Genomic DNA, 20,528 nt, shown 5'->3' with positions numbered 1-20,528 from the left:
GTGCCTGTCGTGTCTCCCAAACACGTCATCCTACAGTTGATTGTGCGGCATACAGAGCATCCATAATGATCGAAAGCCTAAGATCGGATGTTCCGGTGCATGACCATACGGACAGTGGATATTGCATCATACTATCATTTAATTAACGAATCTTACAGCCGCGCTGTGCGCTGTAGTTCATTCATGCAGGAGGTTGTTACCATGAAAACATATATGGCTAATCCGGATAAGTTAGAGAAGAAATGGTATGTCGTTGATGCTTCCGGAATGGTTCTCGGACGTCTTGCTTCTGAGGTCGCTTCTGTTCTCAGAGGAAAGAATAAGCCGGAGTTCACTCCGAACGTAGACACCGGAGATTATGTAGTTGTTATCAATGCAGAGAAGATCAAGGTAACCGGAAGAAAACTGGATCAGAAGATCTATTACAGACATTCCGATTATGTTGGAAGTCTGAAGGAGACAACTCTGAGAGAGATGCTTGCAAAGCATCCGGAGAGAGTTATTGAGTTCGCTGTTAAGGGAATGCTCCCGAAGGGACCTCTCGGAAGAGAAATGATGACAAAGCTTCACGTATACGCAGGTGCTGAGCATCCTCATGCAGCTCAGAAACCGGAAGTGCTCACATTCTAACTAAGGGAGGTAAAGACAAATGGCTAACGAAAAGTATTATGGAACCGGAAGAAGAAAAAAATCTATTGCCAGAGTTTACCTTGTACCGGGAACCGGCAAGATTACTGTAAATAAAAGAGATATCGATGATTACTTCGGACTTGAGACTCTGAAGACGATCGTTCGTCAGCCGCTTGTTGCTACGGACAACACAGACAAGTTCGATGTACTGGTTAATGTACACGGCGGTGGTTTTACCGGTCAGGCCGGCGCGATTCGTCATGGTATTTCTCGTGCGCTGCTTCAGGTTGACGCCGAGAACAAGCCGACGCTGAAGGCGGAGGGTTATCTTACTCGTGATCCTCGTATGAAAGAGCGTAAGAAGTACGGTCTCAAGAAGGCACGTCGCGCTCCGCAGTTCTCAAAGAGATAATCAAACAGACTCCCCTCGGAATCTGTTGCAAAGGGCTCCTTGCTGTTGTGGCGGGGAGTCTTTTTGATTACCGCAGCTGCGCTGCGGCCTGCTCGTCACTGCAGAAGAAGGCAGAGCAATTTCTGGACAACGGGATTACACTTCTGCTTGTTTTCGGTATTGTACTTATGTTGGCAGTATACAGCTTCATGGATCCGATTTTGCGGCTGGCAGGCGCGTCGGAGGCTACACTGCTGTATGTACACAGTTATCTTGCGTGGTATATGAGTGGAACGCTGTTTGTCATGATCACGATAGGTCTGAATCCGTTTCTTACTACAGAGAGTACCAAAGTTCGGGAAATCGTCTTGACGATGTGCAGCTTGTGTAGTACTATAATGGCTCTTGAATATTGAAACCCTCTCCACCACCGGGTGGAGGCCAAAGGGCACACAGAGTTTTTCCGTAGGTACGGCATGGTTCACCATGTTATAAGGAAAAAGCTCTGTGTGCCCTTTTCTTTTTTATCATGTACCATTATTACAAGGAGGAAAAAGCAATGAAAATCAAGCCGTTTGCCGTAGAAGAATGGATGAACGCCTGGGAGGTCGGCGCAAAGTATAACATCGCTGAAACATGTGTGGACTCCATCAGTATGAACGATCTATTCGAGCTGACAGGGGAAGATAAGACGGAATTTTTGAATCGTTTGTGCGCACGGCGCCTGAGCTATGGCGATATTGAGGGTTTGCCAGAATTCCGTAAAGGTGTCTGCGGCCTTTACAAAACGCTGAACATTGAAAATATTGTGCCGACCCATGGGGCATCCGGAGCAAACCATCATGTTTTCTATTCACTGATCTCTCCCGGTGATCGTGTAGTGAGCATCATGCCGACATATCAGCAGCTTTATTCCATCCCGGAATCCTATGGAGCAGATGTTCAGATCCTTTATCTGAGTAAGGAAAACAATTATTTGCCGGACTTAGAAAAACTGCGCCGTTTGGTGACACCTAAAACAAAAATGATCTGCATCAATAACCCTAACAATCCTACGGGTGCGCTGATGTCTGAGCAGATGCTCCGGGAGATCGTGGGGATTGCGCGTTCCGCAGATACCTGGATTTTGTGCGATGAAGTCTATCGTCACCTTTCACAGGAGGATGGCTGGTGTCCTTCCATTGTGGATTTGTATGAAAAGGGCATTTCGGTGAGCAGTATGTCAAAGGTTTTTTCTCTGGCTGGTCTTCGGCTTGGCTGGATTGCAACGCACGATATGAGCGTTGTAAAGAGCTGCCTTTCTCATCGGGATTATAATCTTGTGAGCTGCGGTGTATTCGATGAAATGCTGGCAGCAGCTGCGCTGAAGCACCGCGATAAGCTGCTGGAACGCAGCCGAAAGATCGTCCGGGAGAATTTGCAGATTCTGGACGATTGGGTCGGCAGCGAACCGCACGTCAGCTATGTAAAGCCGAAAGCCGGCACTACGGCATTGGTTTATTATGATCTGTACATTTCTTCCTACGAATTCTGCGAAGAAATGTACAAGAAGACCGGCGCGTTTGTGACTCCCGGTGACTGCTTTGAAGTGCCATACAGTATGCGCATCGGTTATGCCTACGGAAAGCAGGATCTGATCGATGGCCTCAAGGCCATCAGCGAGTATATTGCAATGAAAACCCGGTAAAAGAAAGGAGAACCCCGATGAATATTCCCTATATTTCCGCAGAAGAAGTTCGAAAAAATCTTTTGATGGAAGATGCAACCCAATGCACAGAGAATGTTTATAAGCTGAAAAGTCAAGACAAAACCGTTGTATGGCCCACCATTTTCTATGAATTCGACCCCGGCCATGCAGATATGGATATTAAATCCGGTTATCTGCCGGAACTGCACATTTTCGGCCACAAGACGGTTGCGTTCATGGAAGCAAATGTGCAAAAAGGCCTGCCGGATCTTGTTGTGGCAGATTTCCTGCTCAAGAAAAACAGGTGAAACCAAGCGGATTGTTTTCGCAGTATTAAATCGCAAGGATGTAGTACATCGGACAAAGCTCTATCCGGAAAGCAGCATCGAAGTGCGCTTTTTCTGCCGGGGGCATGGAATATTGTATTGGTATTGTAACCACCACGAACTATTCCAAAAACGAATTTGAGAAGTTTCAACTGCGGGGTTCGGACCACCTTTTTGATGACTTTTTGCTGTACTGAGATCCATTGACATTTGCGCACACCAATGCTATGATTTTGAATATTCACTCGGAGGGTGAGCTGTTCGCGAAAACAACAGCCGGATAAGGCGCAGATTGAGATGTCTGTCCCTTGTTCGGCTTTTTTGCGTTCAGAGGCGGATTTTAAGAAAATATCAAACAAATTTATTTCGGGTATCTTGTTGCGGCCTTTGGCAGTACACGGATCTCGTCTGTTTACTCGATTGTAGATATGGCGATGATGGGGCAGTATCCGGGACCGGATGGTACAGCTGCTCTTACTGTGGCCGCGCTTTGGGGTAAAAAGCAGGAAGCTGTGGGGGAATATGATTATGTCAAAAGATGAGTATTTGATTACCGATACGCCGCTGAAAGCGCTGACGGTTTTTGTAATGCCGATGATTCTCGGCAGCTTTTTTCAGCAGGTATACAATATGGCTGATTCCATTATCGTCGGTCAGTTTGTCGGCTCCTCCGCACTGGCGGCGGTTGGTGCCTGTGCAGCCCTGACGAATGTTTTCATTTGTGTGGCACTGGGGGCCGGTGTTGGTGCAGGTGTGCTTGTGAGCCGCTATTTCGGTGCCAAAGAATATGGCAAAATGAAAACCATTGTTTCTACATCATTGATCAGTTTTTTGCTTCTGAGCATCATCCTTGGTGTCTTTGGATTTTGCTTTTCTCATGCGATGATGAGCGGATTACAGACCCCTGCCGATATTATGGAGGAAGCGGTACTATATTTGCGGGTCTATTTTGTGGGTTTCCCGTTTTTGTTCATGTACAATATTCTTTCTACCATGTTCACATCCATCGGTGAATCAAAAATTCCGCTGGGACTGCTGATCTTTTCATCGATCCTGAATATTGTGATGGATCTTTGGATGGTAGCCGGTCTGGGGCTTGGCGTGTTCGGCGCGGCACTGGCAACCCTGATTGCCCAAGGAATTTCCGCTGTGTTCTCACTATTGATTTTCCTATATCGGATGCGGCGGTATAAGAGCGCCTTTGTCTGGTTTGACAGGCGGGAGCTGCGCTCGATGCTTCGAATTGCCGTGCCGTCAGTTCTCCAGCAGTCTACCGTGTCTATCGGTATGATGATCGTACAGGCAGTAGTCAATCCCTTCGGCACACAGGCGCTGGCAGGATATGCGGCAACGATGCGGGTGGAGAATGTCTTTTCTCTGATTTTTGTGTCCATCGGCAATGCGGTTTCTCCATATGTTTCCCAGAACCTTGGTGCAAACAAAACGCAGCGTATCAAAAAAGGCTACCACGCAGCATTGGTGCTGGATGTGTGCTTTGCAGCCATTGCCTTCCTTGTTATTGAAACGCTGCACACGCAGATTTCCTCTCTGTTCCTTGGAAAAGACGGAACAGCTCTGGCTTATCAGGTATCTGGGGATTATATGAGGTGGATCGGTTACTTCTTTATCTTTATGGGAATTAAAATGGCGACCGATGGAGTTCTTCGCGGACTTGGAATCATGCGCCCATTCCTTATTGCCAACATGGTAAACCTTGCAATCCGCCTGTCCGTGGCTTTGATCTGTGCGCCGCGTTTTGGCATTGACTTTGTTTGGCTTGCTGTGCCTGCAGGCTGGCTTGCCAACTTTTTGGTTTCCTATGCGGCGCTCAGAAAATCCTGGCCGGTGGATAAAGCGGCGAGCGCTCTCTAATACCCGGTGTATAATAAGATTACAAGAAAATAAAAATTTCGCGATTTCGTGGGTTTACCTATGGGCTTACTGAGAGAGAAAAGCCCGAAAAACCGCATGAATACTGGACTTTTTGGATCAAGGTCAGGTGAGTACGGCCTGCTCGTCACTGCGGACTCGTTTTTTTTGTCCGGATATGACAGCTGGAAGCTCGGGAGGTTTTGGTTGAAACAGAAATTAGATTTTGGAACAGAAAAATATATCCAAAAAAAATCCTGAAGTTCTTGTGGGGATTGCGATAATAGAATAAAATATATACAGAGCGTAAACTGACACGAAACAAATATGCAATACTTGATAGTATAACTTGTTTATGACACGGCTGGCTTCGTGCCGGGCACTCCCCGAAGGGAAGGAGGAAATGCGCGGTGACAAAATCTTCTCTGAAAAAGCTTCGCGTTTTTCTGTATGTGCTTCTTTCCGTCCTGGCGGCGATGGCGCTGCGTCAGGCTGCTTACCGGACCGATGGCGTATTGGACCGGATCAGCGACATAATTCGTCCGGGTATTTATCTGGTTTTGTTTCTCGTTTGGGGGATTTCGATCCACAGACGGATCATTCAGATTCAGGTGCGCCGTTATCTCATCGTTATTTCTGCTCTCATCATATTCTGGATTGCCGTCAGAACCATCCGGTATTCGCTGGAGAAAGGTGTATGGCTGATCCGGTTCCTGTGGCACCTGTACTATGTTCCCCTGCTGATGATTCCGCTGCTGGCAGTGTTTATCGCGCTGTCACTGGGAAAAGGAGAAAATTTCCGACTGCCGAAGTGGACAGCATTGTTATATATACCAACGGTGCTGCTCCTGATGCTGGTTCTGACCAACGATTTGCATCAGATCGTATTCATTTTTCCTGCCGACGCTGTGGTGTGGATGGATGATTATAATTATGGCATTGGTTATTTTCTGGTTGTCGTCTGGATGATGTTATGCAGTGTAACTGCTCTTGTGATCATGCTGATTAAATGCCGGATTCCGCACAGCCGCAAAGTCCTGATATTGCCCTTTCTTCCGGTCATCCTTGCAATGATTTACGGCACGCTGTGGATTTTAGATTCGTTCGGTATTGTTCAGCTGTTATGGCTGAGGATGCTTGCCGGTGATATTACCATTGTATATTGCCTGCTGTTCTCGGCAGCACTTGAAAGCTGTATCCAATGTGGCCTGATCCAGAGCAATACCGGTTACGACGAACTGTTTCCGGTCAGCAGGCTCGGAGCGCAGATAACGGATGCTGAGAATAATGTCTGTCTTGCAAGCCTCAACGCAGTCACGCTGACGGAGGAACAGAGGAGAAAGGCAGGGGACGAGGCCATCCTGGCAGATAAAAATACGCTTGTCAGGAGTCAGCCGATTGGATTCGGTCATGTTCTCTGGCAGGAGGATGTTTCTGAACTGACCGAAGCCATCGATCAGATTGAGGATAACTGCTCGGAGCTTGCGGAACGTAACCGTATCCGACGGAAGAATCTGGAAATGAAGAAAAGGATTCTTGCCCTTCAGGAGAAAAACAGGGTAAATGATCTGCTCCAGAGCGAAACAGAGCGGCAGATGGATCTGATCGAACGGATTCTGGAAAATTACGAGACAGAAACGGATGGCAGCAGATGCGGCCGGCTTCTGGCGGGCGCGGCGGTAATCGGCGCCTATATCAAACGATACGGCAATCTGCTGCTTATCCGCGAGCGCAGTTCATCCGCGGATATCCGGGACCTGTCCAGGTGCTTTGAGGAATCCTTTATGAATCTGGAGCTTCTCGGTGTGAACTGTCTCTATACACTGCCATCGGGGGTTCTGCTTGCAACCTCGGATATGCTTCGGGTGTACCGGAGCTTCGAGACGATGACGGAGTCCTGTTTGTATGACCTCACCAATGTCTGGATTCATCTGCGGAACGATGCGGGCAGTTATCTGCTGCATATGGAATTTGTCTGCGAGACGGATCTGACGCAGTTTGCGCAGACCGCTGATTTTTTTTCTGCCGAAGACAAAGGAATGTATCGCTTTTCGTTCCGAATGCGGAAAGGCGGGGTGTGATCATGTGGATTGGAAAAGCGGCAGAACGGATCCGGCATCAATATGCACTGCGTATTGCCGTAAAAGAAGCACTCGACACACTTCCGGCCGCAGTTTGCTATTTTAACTCCTCCGGATCAGTGAAACTGTGCAACGCAGTCATGTACAGGCTGTTTCGAAAAATGGCACAGAGTGATCTTCAAAGCTATCAGGAGCTGAAAAGTGCACTGGACGGGTGCGATTCATCGACCGGTATTGTACGGGACGGTAATGTCTTTCTCTTCCCCGATGGAAGCGTATGGAAGTATTCGGAAGCTCCGGTCAAAACGGAATATGGAGAGATCTATATAGAGACGGTGTTCAGCAATGTGACCGAATTGTATGAAAGGCGGCAGGAATTAAAACGTCAGTCAAAAGAGCTGAAAAAGATGTATGAGGAATTGAAAAATCTGTCAGATCATATGAAGGAGGCAGCCAGGGAGCAGGAAATTTTAAACATGAAATCACGGCTGCATGACCAAATGAACCTCGGGGTCACCGCGATACGGCAGATGTTGCGCAGCGGTACTGCTTCTTCGGAAAATTCTGCAGCAGTCGTGCAGTTTCGCCGCGCCATTCAGGTGCTGCAGGAGGAAAACAGCTGCCCGCAGGAAGGCCTGACGGAGTTTATCCATGATGCAGCGGTATCCGGTATTCATGTAAAAATAACAGGGCAAATGCCGAAAGAAAGGGAGACGCTGGAGCTGTTTTTGAAGATTATGCGGGAAGCATGTGTCAATGCAGCTCGACATGCGGATGCCACAATACTTTTTGTGGAAGTAGAGCGCGGGCAGGGTTGGCACATGCTTCGCGTGACCAATGACGGAAGGCCGCCGGAAGAGGCGGCTGCGCCGCGGGGCGGTCTGGCGGATCTGGAGAGACTCGTTGTGAAAGAGGACGGAAGGATGGAAATCTGTTGGCATCCGTCGTTTGTTCTGACCGTGAGGCTGCCGGACTGTGTTGGCGTCAGATTGTGAGATCGGGAGAGAACAGGAGGGGCAGTATGACGAAGGTTTTGGTCATTGATGACCAGCGGATTGCCAGGGAATATATGGAGAATATCGTGAAAAATGGCGGAGACTACGAACTGGTGGGCAGTCTGTCGAAAGCGGACCTTGCAGAAACCGTCTGCCGCAGGAGCAGGGTCGATCTGGTGCTTATGGATGTCTGTACCCATAGTACGAAAGACGGTATCGACACAGCTTCCGAGCTGCGCAGGCAGTTTCCGGAATTGAAAATCATTGTTGTCACCTCGATGGTTGAGGAGAGCTTTATCAAGCGTGCGCGAGAAGCAGGGGCGGATAGCTTCTGGTATAAAGACGTCAGTCCGGAGGACCTGCTGACCGTCATGGATGCGACTATGCAGGGCAGACAGATCTGGCCTGCGGAGACACCGGCGGTAAAGATCGGAATTACGACCAGCAATGATTTGACGGAGACTGAAATCAAGGTGCTGCGCCTGGTCTGTGAAGGGCTGGAGTACAGCGAAATCGCAGAACGGCTGCACTACACGAAAGACAATGTAAAGTATCATATTCGAAACATTCTGCAGAAAACAGGCTATGCAAACAAGACACAGCTCGCCATCGCCGTTACAGGAAAACAATATATTATACCGAAGCTGTTTGATTGAAAGGATGTCTGATTTATTAAGTCCCCGGTTTATTTTGATGTGTACCCGGAATTCCGGATACATATCAGAGTAAGCCGGGGATTTTTGTATGTAACTTCAGGCGGTTTCGCTTTTGCAAAAGGTACCGATTCGATAACTTTACCCTTATGGGTAGGGAAGGAAGAATTCGCTGCTCTTATAATGAGGGTGTACAGAAAGAAACGCATTGTCTCATGTCTGGGGTCGGATATGAATCAGAACATTTGGAGGTAAGGATATTGCGTCGGGTCGTGATTGATATGCAGAATATGCTGTTTGCGGATGCGATAGCGGAAGCATTGCGTAAATTTGATTCTGATTTTGATCCGGTCATGAGTGAAAGTCCGGACAAGACTCTGGAATTATGCAATGCCATACTGGCGAACATTCTGGTTATGGAGGTTACCGCTTATGCGCCATGGATGCTGGAGGGAAGAATGCGAATTCGTGATGCGCTGAAGAACAGCAATCCGGATTGCAAGGTGGTGCTGGTAGTTGATGAGAACACGGAGAAAAAACTGGCGGACCGGGTCAGACAGGCCAAAAAAGATGGTCTGATTGACAACTTTATCTATGGATCGGTTTCTTCCAGTTATCTGTCGGCAGTCATTGACGCACTGTGACAGAACAAAAATCGAGACGGGAGGTAATGGTATGGGACTTATCAAAGCAGGAATCGGGGCGCTTGGATCTACACTGGCAGACCAGTGGAAGGAATTTTTCTATTGTGATGCGCTTCCCAATGACGTTCTAATGAGACGCGGACAGAAACGGATCACCGGGCGTTCTTCCAATACCAGGGGAAATGACAATGTGATCTCAAGCGGCTCGGGCATCGCCGTGGCGGATGGTCAGTGCATGATCATTGTGGATCAGGGTGAAATTGTCGAGGTCTGTGCCGAGCCGGGAGAGTTTACCTATGATACATCCTCGGAGCCCAGTATCTTCAGCGGGAGGTTCGGGGAGAGCCTGAAGGAAAGCTTCCGCACGCTTGGGAGGCGTTTCACCTACGGCGGCGACACGGGCAGGGATCAGCGTGTCTATTATTTTAATACAAAGGAAATCCTGGACAATAAGTTCGGAACGGCAAATCCGATCATTTTTGAAGTCGTGAATAAGCGGATCGGCATGAGCCGAACGGTTCAGCTGCGGTGCAACGGAGTATATACCTATGTGATCTCTGATCCGCTGGTTTTTTATAAGCGGCTCTGCGGGAATGTCGCGGACGAATATACCCGTGACCAGATTGATGCGCAGCTTAAGACGGAATTCATTGACGCGCTTCAGCCGGCCTTCGGAGCGCTCGCCGAGCAGGAGCTCAGGCCTGCACAGATTCCGGCCAAATCCGGAGAATTGAAAGCCGCGATGAACGAGGCATTGCGGCAGGAATGGATCGACAACCGCGGCATTTCCGTCGGGAAGATTGCACTGAATCCGATTACGCTGACCGAAGCCGATATGAAGAAGATCAACGAGATGGAGGATGCGGCTACGGTGGGAACCAATCCGTTTATGATGGCAGGCCGGGTGACAAATGCGACAGCGGATGCCATGGAGACTGCCGCCGGAAATTCTGCCGGGGCCATGACCGGTTTCCTTGGCATGGGAATGGCCGGCATCGGAAGTCAGGGCGGATTCGGCGCGGCGCAGAACCTGTACAGCATGGGACAGCAGATGCAGGCACAACAGGCGCAGTCTCAGCAGATGCAGTCCGGGCAATCCCGGCAGCCGCAGACCGCAGCGCCTGAACAGAACAGCTGGAAATGCAGCTGCGGAGCAGTGGCGACCGGAAAGTTCTGTCCGGAGTGCGGCGCGAAGAGACCGGAGCCGGTACCGGCAGGGGCATGGAAGTGCAAATGCGGGGCCACGGCGACCGGAAAGTTCTGCCCGGAATGCGGCTCACCGAGGCCGTCGGAGGAGGTTGGCTGGACCTGTTCCTGCGGAACGGTAAATAAAGGCAGGTTCTGCTCAAATTGTGGTGCCCCAAAACCTGCAGGCGCACCGGTGTACCGGTGTGACAAATGCGGATGGGAGCCGGAGGATCCGGCGCACCCACCGAAATTTTGCCCGGAATGCGGGGATCCTTTTGACGACAGCGACCGGAAGTAAATCTTGATGAGGGGAGGGAAAGCTATGAAGAATCAGGGACAGACATTTTTGAAGGTCACATCGATTTTAATGGTCATCGGTGGAATTATCGCCTTGCTCGCAGGAGTATTTGCAATTCTGGGAGTCAGCGCACTGGCGGCATTGATGGGGAGTGCGGAAGGAACCGGACTTCTCTATGCCGGCTCCGTTCTTGCAGTGGTCACCTCGGCAGTTGAGATTCTTGCAGGCGCAAAGGGCCTCAAAGCGTGCAGATTGCCGGAAAAAGCCGGCGGGTGCGTGATCCTTGGTATTGCGATAGTGGCTCTCAGCATGATTTCTATGGCGGTCAGTGTGAAAGGCGGAGGGGAGTTTAAAATCATTAACCTTGTGGTCAATCTTCTGGTACCCGTCTTATATATCCTTGGAGCGGTAAAAACAAAACCGGCTGCAAGGGCGTGACAGGGAGCATAAAAGGACGTTTATGAACAAGAGGACTGCTGTTTCGCGGAAGCCCTCTTGCATGGGCGGCAGATATAGAAAGCATGCAGGGAGGAAGCGCATATGAGTGCTTTACAGGAATATAAATGTCCGTGCTGCGGAGGTGCAATTGCCTTTGACAGCGGGACGCAGAAAATGAAATGTCCGTTTTGCGATACGGAATTTGAAGTAGAAACCCTGGAAGCCTATGCCGGGGAACAGGCCTCCGGCCGGGAGGATGAGATGAACTGGGAAACAGCCGCGGGAGGAGCGTGGCAGGAAGGAGAAGCGGAGGGACTTCGCACTTATGTGTGCCAGTCGTGCGGCGGTGAGATCGTAGGCGATGAGAATACCGCGGCGGCATCCTGTCCGTTCTGCGGGAATCCGGTGGTTATGACGGGGCAGTTTTCCGGCGCGCTGAAGCCGGATTATATCATTCCGTTCAAGATGGACAAGAAGGCTGCGAAGGAAGCGCTTCAAAAGCATTACGGTGGAAAGCGGCTTCTTCCCAAGGTGTTCAGGGATCAGAATCACATTGATGAGATCAAGGGCATATACGTGCCGTTCTGGCTTTTTGACGCGGAGGCGGAGGCGAACATCCGATATAAGGCGACCAGCGTCCGGACCTGGAGCGACAGCAGCTATCAATACAAGGAGACCAGCTACTATTTGGTCACCCGGGGCGGGGAGATTGGCTTTGAGAGGGTTCCTGTGGACGGCTCTTCCAAAATGCCGGACGATCTGATGGAGTCGATTGAGCCGTTCCTGTTTTCCGATGCGGTAGATTTCAAAACAGCTTATCTGGCGGGATATCTGGCAGATAAATATGATGTAGATGAAGAACAGAGCATAGAACGGGCCAATGCCAGGATCAAACAGAGCACGGAGAAAGCCTTTGCGGATACGGTCAGGAACTATACGAGTGTGGTTCCGGAAGCAGGCAGCGTAAAGCTTCGGGGCGGAAAGGCAGCCTATGCGCTCTATCCGGTGTGGATGCTCAACACCACCTGGAATGGAAAAAACTACACCTTCGCGATGAACGGTCAGACCGGAAAACTGGTGGGCGATCTTCCGGTAGATAAAGGCGCAGCCCGTAAATGGACATTAGGGCTGACAGCCCTGTGCAGTGCCGCGGCCTACGGGATTATCTGGCTTCTGCATCTGGCGAGAATCTTATAGGGAGGGCAGACCGATGAAAAAGCGTATTTTTTCGATTTTTCTTCTGCTCGCACTTTGTCTTGGCATGGCAGTGCCGGCTTTTGCAGCGGACAGTGGAGAAGAAACAGGCGGATTCGCAGACGCATATCACCGTCTGCAGGATCAGGCCGCTGTTATAACAGAAGAAGAGGACAGCGAGATTCAGCAGCTTCTTGATCAAGACAGCACAGAGCTGAAATTTGATCTGTGCATTGTGATTGTAGAGAGTCTGGAGGGCCGGACCGCCAGAGATTATGCGGATGACTGGTATAATTCCTGCCAGTACGGCTATGGAAGCGATAAGGATGGAGCTCTGCTTCTGATCAGCACAGAGGACAGGGACTGGGCAGTTTCCACGCACGGATATGGAATTACGGCTTTTACAGACGAGGGCATTCAATATCTCGGAGAGCAGATGAAAGGAGATCTGTCTGCCGGGAACTATACGGAAGCCTTTCGTACGTTTGCCCGTCTGGGCAGTTCGTATGTGACGCAGGCAAGAGAGGGCAATCCGTTCGATAAGTCTGATATTCCCCGGAAGCCGTTGTCTGCGGTCTGGTTTTTGGTCTCCGTGGCAATCGGCTTTGTGACAGCTCTGCTTATCGTAGGCTCCATGAAACAGCAGCTGAAGACGGTCCGTGCCCAGGCTGCAGCGGGCAGCTATGTGAGGGAAGGAAGTATGATCGTGACGGAAAGCAAAGATCTGTTCCTGTATCACAAGATTGAACGCACGGAAAAAGCAAAAAATAATGGTTCTGAAAGCAGCACGCACACATCGTCTTCCGGGACAATACACGGGGGAGGCGGTGGAAAATTCTAGGAGGAAACGAAAGGCAAGACGATCCTGTCGGCGTTTTTAGAAGAACTTATACAGCACATCTTAAGAAATCTTAATGTTTTATAAAGGGCTCCTTTAGGGAGCCCTTTTATAGTGTATGCATAGATTGATACATTTCAAGAGCTTTACATGGCTGTCTGCAGGATAGGCTGTGTGTGAAGAACGATGAAAAGGAAAGAATCATTAAGATTTATTATTTCAGGGGGAGTTTGAAAAAAGGAGCTCCTTGTGCGTTTCATATTGTAGAGATAGAATATAAGGAAGATATGATATCAACAATGGCAAAAGCTGGATTGAGCGGCTAAATGCCAATAGCATCAGCTTCTGCTGTTCTTTGCGCAACAAGGAGGAGGAAGCCCCTTCTCCGGAGGGAAGGTACAAGATGTCTGCATCGGGCTTAGAGAAAACCATGGCTTGAGAGAAATGAGTAAAAAAGGGAGAAAAACGGGTGGAAAATAAGGAAAACCATCATAGAATGAGAGATTCCGCAGATTCTGCGAACGGGAAGAAGCAGGTCAGACGGCTCACCGCCTCTGAACAGGTGGATCTTGAGGAAGAGATCCGTGAAATAGAGCAGGATGAGCAGGAAGGACTGGAGGAGCTGCAGAGGAGACGAAAACAGAGAGAGCGGCGCCGCCGCGAGGAGGAAGAGAGGCGCGTCAGGTTCCGGAAAAAAACCGTCCGGATTGTTGCCGGTGCAGCTGTGGCTGTCGCTATGATCGGAATCGTGAGCGGAGTCCGAATGTCTGCAAAGAGGTCCTCGTCGAATTACGGAAAAGATTCGTCGGCTGGTGTAACAGATACTTCAAGCACCGGACAGGAAAAAGTGACTGCAGGATCCGAGTCAGTGAACTCAGGATCCGGAGGGAAAGCATATGACAGAAAAGACAGCATGGAGGTCCGTTTTTCTGCTGTGGGTGATAACCTGATATCGGAGCGGATGCTCACGCAGGCTGAGGAACGAGGCAGCGGAGGCTCGTATGATTTCAGCTATTTGTATGACGGCGTTTCCTCTTTTATTCAGGAGCACGAGGTGAACTGGATCGATGTGGAAACAGATATCAACAATGAAATCACGCCGTCGGGTTATCCGGAGTTTTCAACACCGGGCCAGGACGGGATTGACTTGTACAAAGCCGGTTTCAATATCTTCAGTCTCGCGAACAACCATATTTATGATCTTGGAACGGAAGGAATCAATGCGGCCGTGAAGTTCTGGCAGAACGACATGCCTTCGGGCGCGAAGTTCCTGACAACCGGTCTCTGGGAAAAAGACACGGACGGCAGCACGAGTTATACTGCGGGCTACAGCGATGCGGGCCTCAGCCCTCAGTTTGAAGTGAAGTACGATGATATTCCGATATACACCTGTTCAAATGGTAAGACCATAGCGTTTCTGACGTATACACAGATGACGAATGAGCTGGATGGAAGAGGAATATATGATACGCCGTCAGATACGGACCAGAGGGTGATCTATCTGTATGAGACCTCGCTGATTGAAGCACAGATCCAGAAGGCGGATGAAAAAGCGGACGCTGTGGTTGTTGCGTGTCACTGGGGTGATGAGGACAGTCATGAGGTGACGGATTTTCAAAAGGAAATGGCTCAGAACCTTGCAGACTGGGGCGCCGACCTGATTATCGGTGATCACGCGCATGTCGTGCAGCCGGCTGAGATGCTGACAGCTTCCGACGGGCGTAAGGTTTTCTGCGCATACTGTCTGGGAAATTTTGTGTCAACGCAGGAACAGCCTGACGAGCTGATCGGGACGGCGATTGACTGTACATTTCGTTTCCGCAACGACGGAGCAGATGAATCAGAACCAGAGGTTACCGTTATCGATCCGAGCCTTGTACCGATTGTTACGGACTACGGAGAGGGTGGAGCGGACGCGCATGTGGTTCTCCTGAAGGATTACACTGACGAACAGGCGAAAGCAAGCGGGATAAATGGTTACATCACGGATGGAACAGTATTTGATCTGGCTTACATTAAGCGTATTCTGACAGACTCCATTGACAGCCGCTATCTTGATTTTTCAGACTGAAGGGAATGGCTGGAGAAGACAGGCTGCGGTATGGTCTGGCGAATGCGTCCTTGTCATATTATGTGTAGGATTCTGGCGGCGATAAGGCGGCTGCAGGATGGACAGACTGCTGCAGCTGCCTTCTGAAACATAGGGGAAGCTCCTGGAGGAGGGGATACATCTGAGCCTGCGTGTAAATATCACACGCAAATATTGACCAGTTCTGACAACGTGACTCGTCTTAAAAGACAAGCCTGTTAATGAATCTGTACAACAAATGGCGCCGGTACGGCTGAAAATGACCATTTGACGTTTTCGGCTAGTTGTCCACTAATTGGACAGGTATCTTATTTTGTCCCACTGATTTGAAGGAATTGTTCTCGACATTTTTTTAGCGAAATTTTATAATTGTTGCAGTGTCAGATAAATGTTTCATCAGGAGGTTAATGAAGATGCCAAACGCAATCGTGCATGCTGCCGAGAGGAAAGCATTCGAGCTTGTATTAAATCAGGTAATCAAAACAGCAAATAAGGAAGATGGCTATATCAAGGTAATTGATACGGCGCAGAAATTCCTTGGAGATACATGGAAACCGGAAGCTTTTGACAATTTAAGAAAGACGTTTACCAAGGGCGAAAAGTACGCAAACTTTTTTGATCGTATTCTGCGCGACGTTGACCCGGAGGTTGTAAAGGGTCTGTTCATGGCATTTGGATTCGAAGCCGGCTATGTTGGATACCATGAGACCAGAAAGAATGCTGAGAAATATAATATCAATGTGCCGTGGGTCATCCTTTTTGATCCGACTTCGGCATGCAACCTGCACTGTGTAGGATGCTGGGCATCTGAGTACAGCCGTACGCTGAACCTCTCTTATGAGGATATGGACCGTATTGTCACCGAGGGAAAGGCACTGGGTACCCGCGGTTATGTTCTGACCGGCGGAGAACCGATGGTCCGCAAGAAAGACATTGTGAAGCTCGCAAAGGCTCATAAGGACTGCGGATTCATGATCTTCACGAATGGAACTCTGGTAGATCAGCAGTTCTGTGATGACATGAAGGAATGCAAGAATATCGTGCTTTCCATGTCGATCGAGGGCCTTGAGGATGCAACCGATAACCGCCGCGGCGAAGGTGTATTTGACAAGGTTATGAAGACGATGGATCTTCTTCGTGAAAACAGACTTCCATATGGTACTTCCATCTGCTATACCAGCGCGAACTATAAGGCGGTTACCAGCGATGAGTTCCTTGATTTCCTGATTGACAAGGGAGTTCTGTTCAGCTGGTACTTCCACTTCATGCCGACCGGAAATGATACAACAATGGAGCTTGTTCCGACACCGGAGCAGCGAGAGTATATGTATCACAGAATCCGTGAGGTCCGCGGATACCACGGAGGCAAGGAAATCTTCCTTATGGATTTCCAGAATGACGGTGAGTGGGTATCCGGATGTATCGCCGGAGGTAAGGCTTACTTCCACATCAATCCGAACGGTGACGCTGAGCCCTGTGTATTCATTCATTATTCCGGGGCGAATATTCACCAGAACAGTATTCTCGAGTGCCTGCAGCAGCCGCTGTTCAAGGCATATCATGACGGACAGCCGTTCAGCGACAACCTGCTTCGTCCTTGTCCGATGCTTGAGAATCCGGCAAAGCTTCGCGCAATGGTTCATGCGACTGGAGCGAAGTCAACCGATATGTCAGATCCGGAGAATGTAGACCATCTGACACATAAGGTTGAGGAATACGCGAAGAACTGGGCGCCGGTTGCCGAGAAACTCTGGGCATCCGATCATCCGGATTATGTTCCGAAGACAGAGGATCAGATTCAGGGTATCAGCGACGAGGGCTGACGGAATCTGTCTGCGGCAGAAGAGAGATATTGAAAAGGAGTGTGTCAAGATTGACACACTCCTTTTTTGTGTGTAAGGTATGTGAGAGAAGATTTAAGAAAGGAACGGGCGGCATTGCGTCTGCCCGATCGCATATGGCAGCAAACAGGAAAAAAAGGGGAAGAAACGGTGCACGTCACCGGGTGACGAGAGCGGAGAGGAGAAAGATTCTCCGAAACCGCATACTCGCGGGCATAGTGGTTGCTTTTACGGCAGCGTTTGTGGCGATTGCAGCATTCGGCAGTCACGCCGCAGAGGATAATCAGGTGTCAGAGCGCCTTTTTTCCACCTCGTATTCAATGAGTGATATGTATAACGACTACAATTCAGCGGATTTTGCATTGGATGGGCAGAAGATGACGTATACGGACAGTGATCATTATTCCAGCCGTATCGGAATCGATGTTTCCGAGCATAATGGGGAGGTTGACTGGGAAGCTGTCCGAAATGCTGGCTATGAATTTGCGTACCTAAGAATCGGATATCGTGGATATGGCAGCGACGGTTCTCTTGTGGAAGACGCTATGTTTGAGACAAATTATGAGGGAGCCAGAAAGGCAGGACTGGATGTCGGCGTTTATTTTTATTCACAGGCGATTGATGAAGCAGAGGCGGAAGAAGAGGCAAAATTTGTGGCGGATACGCTGAACGGACGTCATCTGGATCTTCCGGCTGCGATCGACATGGAAACGGTGGAAGAGGGCGCTGCGCGAACCGATGGTGTCAGCGGTGACCAGTTCACACAAAATATCAAGGCCTTTAGCCTTGCAATCGTGGATGCTGGCTATGAACCGATGCTCTATACGAATCTGCACTGGGAGTCGTTTACTCTGGATATGACAAAGCTCTATGATCTTCCGGTCTGGTTTTCCAATTACAGTGCGACGCCGGGTACCCCGTACAAATTCAGGGTATGGCAGTACTCGAATACGGGGACGGTTGATGGAGTCAGCGGAAGTGTGGATCTCGACATCGAAATGACACCGGCAGATGACTCGGAGGCATCTGCAGGTGAAGCCGTGGGTTCTTCGGGTTCGGCGGCTCTTTTCCGGGCCGAATGAGGGAAAGATAAGAAATGAATCAGGAACTTCTGGACCGGCTCGGCAGAGTGACAGAGGAGGAACAGCGCATTCTGGACGGTACAGCCGGAATTGAAAAAAAGTTATATGCCTCCGGGGAGGAATTCACCATTGATTATGCGAAGCTGCTGGAAACAGGTCAGCTGATTACCGTGCGGACACATACAAGGTTTGCGCATTTTCCCATGCACAGGCATAATTATGTGGAAGTGATGTACATCTGCCAGGGCTCTGTGACGCATATCATCAATCGCAAAAAGATCCGGGTAAGCAGGGGTGAGCTTCTCTTCCTGAATCAGTATACAAGGCATGAGATTCTTCCGGCAGGCAGGAATGATATCGCGATCAACTTTGTGATTCTTCCTGAGTTTTTCGATGTTGCCTCTGAGATGATCGGAACAAACAATGTGCTGGCTGATTTCATCGTCAATACGCTGAGACAGGATGAGAGACGGGGAGAGTATCTTTATTTCAAGGTCGCAGATGTGCTTCAGATACAAAATCTGATCGAAAACATGATCTATTCGCTGATTTCTCAGAAGGAGAATGGCGGAGAACCCTTCCTGCTTCAGAGGATGAATCGGATCAATCAGACGACGATGGGACTGATTTTCATGTATCTGCTGGAGGCGGTTCCGAAGGCAGGAACGATGGAACCGGATTCATATGAGAATATGATACTCATGACCTCCCTGCAATATATTGAGCAGAACTATCGGACCGCGACTCTGACTGAGCTTTGCGCTGGACTTTGCCTGCCTTCGCACACGCTGAGCCGCATGATTAAGAAGGCATCCGGAGTGAACTTTAAGGAACTGCTTCAGCGGAAACGCCTGAACAAGGCGGTAGGTCTGCTTTGCGACACGGACCTTCCGGTGAATGATATCATTGATGCGGTGGGGTATGAGAATCACAGTTATTTTCATAGGATTTTTCGCGAGAGATATCAGATGACACCGAAGGAATTCCGGAATCGGCACAGGAAAGACTCACGGATACGGCTTTAATACGATACTTATAAAAATAAAAGGCGATACTAATAAAAAGGCGATACTTTAAAAGACAAGAGCCATCCGTGACCGGAATGCCGGTTCGGATGGCTCTGCCTTTATTCTATGATTTTTTTATCCCTCAATGGTGATGGTCTTTTTGGTTTCTTCCTTTTTCGGTGCTTCTTTTGGAATACTGAGAGTCAGAATTCCATTTTCAAATTTTGCGTGAATGTCTCCGGGCTCAATATTTTCACCCACATAGAACGATCTGGTCACGGTGCCTGTGTAGCGTTCACGGCGTACATATCTGCCGTTTTCATCCTTCTTGTCATTATTCTCGTTTCTGGCTGCGGTGACTGTAAGATAACCGTCTTTAAGCTCGGCGTGTACCTCATCTTTTCCGTATCCCGGAAGCTCCATCTCCAGCTGATAGCTGTCCTTTGTTTCCTTAATATCAGTATTCATGCGGTGAGCGGGAGCAGAAGGTGCGTTGAACCAACGTCCATCCCATGCCTGATCCATAAAGTCATCAAAAGTATCTCCAAAAAGTTCCGGCAGTAACATAAGTCATTCCTCCTTTATGTTTTTGATTTTCTGTAATACGAGGCGGCTGTTCAGGAAGCCTGTTCCATAGAAGCGGTCTTTCTGTGCTGCTTCTGTTTTTTTGTTGTTTTATTGGTACTATTTTATTGGTACTGTTTTATTGCTATTGTTTTATTGTTTCTTTATTGTTGTTTTATAAGTTCCTTCTTTTTGGAACAATTTTGTTATAACACTTGTTACTAGCACTGTCAAGTGGCGAGTGCTAATTTTTCTTAAAAAATAAAACATGATTGCGTGAAAAATCGCGCCGGATGCAGGAACCGGCGCGAAACAGACTGCTTTTCGGTTATTTCGAGGCGTTTTCAACAGCCTCGAGGAGAGCCCTGGAAAGCTGGTCAGGACAGGAGGTGTTTTTAAATCCACAGGTTGTACCCTTTAAGATGTCTGCGACCTCAGTTGCCTTGCGGCCCTCGACCAGACGGCTGATGCCGGAGAGATTTCCGTTGCAGCCTCCGGTAAAGCTTACGTTTGTGAGAATGCCGTCATTGATGTCGAAATCAATGAGCTGGGAACAGGTTCCTTTTGTTTTGTACTGGTAATGCATAAAAATCCTTCTTTCTGTGTATATGTGTGATGTTAATGTTATCTTTTTGCTCGGCTTGCACGCGATCTTAAGCGAGGGCATTATTCCCGCGAGTTGGCCTATCTGGTGTGGATCGCCTTACACGCGG

General features: G+C 49.1%; 21 protein-coding genes. 19 read left to right on the top strand and 2 right to left on the bottom strand.

What is annotated here, in order from left to right; translation table 11 throughout:
* The first annotated feature begins 201 nt into the window (after positions 1-201).
* From rplM to ACTQ1O_RS01545, 19 genes are all read left to right on the top strand, one after another.
* The gene (gene rplM / locus ACTQ1O_RS01635) at positions 202-630 is read left to right on the top strand and encodes a 50S ribosomal protein L13 (protein WP_441476333.1); all 429 of its coding nucleotides are present in this window, start codon (positions 202-204) and stop codon (positions 628-630) included.
* Positions 631-649: 19 nt separating this feature from the next.
* On the top strand, positions 650-1,042 hold the full coding sequence (gene rpsI / locus ACTQ1O_RS01630; protein WP_441101390.1) for a 30S ribosomal protein S9: 393 nt from the start codon (positions 650-652) through the stop codon (positions 1,040-1,042).
* 47 nt (positions 1,043-1,089) lie between these two features.
* On the top strand, positions 1,090-1,437 hold the full coding sequence (locus ACTQ1O_RS01625) for an MATE family efflux transporter (protein ID WP_441485826.1): 348 nt from the start codon (positions 1,090-1,092) through the stop codon (positions 1,435-1,437).
* A 143-nt stretch (positions 1,438-1,580) separates the two neighbouring features.
* Positions 1,581-2,708 carry an aminotransferase gene (locus tag ACTQ1O_RS01620; RefSeq protein ID WP_441485825.1) on the top strand — a complete coding sequence of 376 codons (1,128 nt, stop codon included), beginning with the start codon at positions 1,581-1,583 and terminating at the stop codon, positions 2,706-2,708.
* Positions 2,709-2,725: 17 nt separating this feature from the next.
* The gene (locus ACTQ1O_RS01615; RefSeq protein WP_441485824.1) at positions 2,726-3,016 is read left to right on the top strand and encodes a hypothetical protein; all 291 of its coding nucleotides are present in this window, start codon (positions 2,726-2,728) and stop codon (positions 3,014-3,016) included.
* A 546-nt stretch (positions 3,017-3,562) separates the two neighbouring features.
* On the top strand, positions 3,563-4,906 hold the full coding sequence (locus ACTQ1O_RS01610) for an MATE family efflux transporter (RefSeq protein ID WP_441485823.1): 1,344 nt from the start codon (positions 3,563-3,565) through the stop codon (positions 4,904-4,906).
* 407 nt (positions 4,907-5,313) lie between these two features.
* Positions 5,314-6,984 carry a histidine kinase N-terminal 7TM domain-containing protein gene (locus ACTQ1O_RS01605; RefSeq protein ID WP_441485822.1) on the top strand — a complete coding sequence of 557 codons (1,671 nt, stop codon included), beginning with the start codon at positions 5,314-5,316 and terminating at the stop codon, positions 6,982-6,984.
* Positions 6,985-6,986: 2 nt separating this feature from the next.
* On the top strand, positions 6,987-7,979 hold the full coding sequence (locus ACTQ1O_RS01600) for a hypothetical protein (RefSeq protein ID WP_441485821.1): 993 nt from the start codon (positions 6,987-6,989) through the stop codon (positions 7,977-7,979).
* A 26-nt stretch (positions 7,980-8,005) separates the two neighbouring features.
* On the top strand, positions 8,006-8,635 hold the full coding sequence (locus tag ACTQ1O_RS01595) for a response regulator transcription factor (RefSeq protein WP_441100724.1): 630 nt from the start codon (positions 8,006-8,008) through the stop codon (positions 8,633-8,635).
* Between the two features lie 257 nt (positions 8,636-8,892).
* A complete protein-coding gene (locus tag ACTQ1O_RS01590; RefSeq protein WP_441485820.1) occupies positions 8,893-9,276 on the top strand; it encodes a hypothetical protein in 384 nt (127 codons plus the stop codon).
* A gap of 31 nt (positions 9,277-9,307) precedes the next feature.
* Positions 9,308-10,762, top strand: coding sequence for an SPFH domain-containing protein (locus tag ACTQ1O_RS01585; RefSeq protein WP_441100723.1), 1,455 nt, complete (start codon positions 9,308-9,310; stop codon positions 10,760-10,762).
* Positions 10,763-10,786: 24 nt separating this feature from the next.
* A complete protein-coding gene (locus tag ACTQ1O_RS01580; RefSeq protein ID WP_441485819.1) occupies positions 10,787-11,200 on the top strand; it encodes a hypothetical protein in 414 nt (137 codons plus the stop codon).
* Positions 11,201-11,302: 102 nt separating this feature from the next.
* Positions 11,303-12,397: a hypothetical protein gene (locus ACTQ1O_RS01575; RefSeq protein ID WP_441485818.1), complete on the top strand. Its 1,095-nt coding sequence runs from the start codon at positions 11,303-11,305 to the stop codon at positions 12,395-12,397.
* Positions 12,398-12,410: 13 nt separating this feature from the next.
* Positions 12,411-13,235, top strand: coding sequence for a TPM domain-containing protein (locus tag ACTQ1O_RS01570; protein ID WP_441485817.1), 825 nt, complete (start codon positions 12,411-12,413; stop codon positions 13,233-13,235).
* A gap of 173 nt (positions 13,236-13,408) precedes the next feature.
* Positions 13,409-13,558: a hypothetical protein gene (locus tag ACTQ1O_RS01565; RefSeq protein ID WP_441485816.1), complete on the top strand. Its 150-nt coding sequence runs from the start codon at positions 13,409-13,411 to the stop codon at positions 13,556-13,558.
* A gap of 143 nt (positions 13,559-13,701) precedes the next feature.
* The gene (locus tag ACTQ1O_RS01560; RefSeq protein WP_441485815.1) at positions 13,702-15,303 is read left to right on the top strand and encodes a CapA family protein; all 1,602 of its coding nucleotides are present in this window, start codon (positions 13,702-13,704) and stop codon (positions 15,301-15,303) included.
* A 431-nt stretch (positions 15,304-15,734) separates the two neighbouring features.
* Complete coding sequence (locus tag ACTQ1O_RS01555) at positions 15,735-17,144, top strand: radical SAM protein (RefSeq protein ID WP_441485814.1); 1,410 nt, start codon at positions 15,735-15,737, stop codon at positions 17,142-17,144.
* A gap of 50 nt (positions 17,145-17,194) precedes the next feature.
* Positions 17,195-18,244 (top strand): glycoside hydrolase family 25 protein, encoded by a 1,050-nt coding sequence (locus ACTQ1O_RS01550; RefSeq protein WP_441485813.1) that lies wholly within the window; start codon positions 17,195-17,197, stop codon positions 18,242-18,244.
* Positions 18,245-18,258: 14 nt separating this feature from the next.
* Positions 18,259-19,269, top strand: a complete 1,011-nt coding sequence (locus ACTQ1O_RS01545; protein WP_441485812.1) for an AraC family transcriptional regulator — start codon at positions 18,259-18,261, stop codon at positions 19,267-19,269.
* A 117-nt stretch (positions 19,270-19,386) separates the two neighbouring features.
* Here the strand turns inward: ACTQ1O_RS01545 and ACTQ1O_RS01540 are convergent, their stop codons facing one another.
* Positions 19,387-19,818 carry an Hsp20/alpha crystallin family protein gene (locus ACTQ1O_RS01540; protein WP_441485811.1) on the bottom strand — a complete coding sequence of 144 codons (432 nt, stop codon included), beginning with the start codon at positions 19,816-19,818 and terminating at the stop codon, positions 19,387-19,389.
* 325 nt (positions 19,819-20,143) lie between these two features.
* Positions 20,144-20,401: a TIGR03905 family TSCPD domain-containing protein gene (locus ACTQ1O_RS01535; protein WP_441475540.1), complete on the bottom strand. Its 258-nt coding sequence runs from the start codon at positions 20,399-20,401 to the stop codon at positions 20,144-20,146.
* Between the last annotated feature and the right edge of the window lie 127 nt (positions 20,402-20,528).

This window comes from Bilifractor sp. LCP21S3_A7 (assembly GCF_052118825.1).
GTDB lineage: Bacteria > Bacillota > Clostridia > Lachnospirales > Lachnospiraceae > Bilifractor.
Note: the sequence above shows the minus strand (reverse complement) of the source record. Positions and strands in the feature narration are given on the sequence as shown.

Coding starts and splice junctions, on each gene's coding strand:
- ACTQ1O_RS01575 (WP_441485818.1), top strand. CDS start 11,303: ATGAGTGCTTTACAGGAATATAAATGTCCGTGCTGCGGAGGTGCAATT.
- ACTQ1O_RS01595 (WP_441100724.1), top strand. CDS start 8,006: ATGACGAAGGTTTTGGTCATTGATGACCAGCGGATTGCCAGGGAATAT.
- rpsI (WP_441101390.1), top strand. CDS start 650: ATGGCTAACGAAAAGTATTATGGAACCGGAAGAAGAAAAAAATCTATT.
- ACTQ1O_RS01535 (WP_441475540.1), bottom strand. CDS start 20,401: ATGCATTACCAGTACAAAACAAAAGGAACCTGTTCCCAGCTCATTGAT.
- rplM (WP_441476333.1), top strand. CDS start 202: ATGAAAACATATATGGCTAATCCGGATAAGTTAGAGAAGAAATGGTAT.
- ACTQ1O_RS01540 (WP_441485811.1), bottom strand. CDS start 19,818: ATGTTACTGCCGGAACTTTTTGGAGATACTTTTGATGACTTTATGGAT.
- ACTQ1O_RS01555 (WP_441485814.1), top strand. CDS start 15,735: ATGCCAAACGCAATCGTGCATGCTGCCGAGAGGAAAGCATTCGAGCTT.
- ACTQ1O_RS01545 (WP_441485812.1), top strand. CDS start 18,259: ATGAATCAGGAACTTCTGGACCGGCTCGGCAGAGTGACAGAGGAGGAA.
- ACTQ1O_RS01610 (WP_441485823.1), top strand. CDS start 3,563: ATGTCAAAAGATGAGTATTTGATTACCGATACGCCGCTGAAAGCGCTG.
- ACTQ1O_RS01580 (WP_441485819.1), top strand. CDS start 10,787: ATGAAGAATCAGGGACAGACATTTTTGAAGGTCACATCGATTTTAATG.
- ACTQ1O_RS01585 (WP_441100723.1), top strand. CDS start 9,308: ATGGGACTTATCAAAGCAGGAATCGGGGCGCTTGGATCTACACTGGCA.
- ACTQ1O_RS01600 (WP_441485821.1), top strand. CDS start 6,987: ATGTGGATTGGAAAAGCGGCAGAACGGATCCGGCATCAATATGCACTG.
- ACTQ1O_RS01620 (WP_441485825.1), top strand. CDS start 1,581: ATGAAAATCAAGCCGTTTGCCGTAGAAGAATGGATGAACGCCTGGGAG.
- ACTQ1O_RS01570 (WP_441485817.1), top strand. CDS start 12,411: ATGAAAAAGCGTATTTTTTCGATTTTTCTTCTGCTCGCACTTTGTCTT.
- ACTQ1O_RS01615 (WP_441485824.1), top strand. CDS start 2,726: ATGAATATTCCCTATATTTCCGCAGAAGAAGTTCGAAAAAATCTTTTG.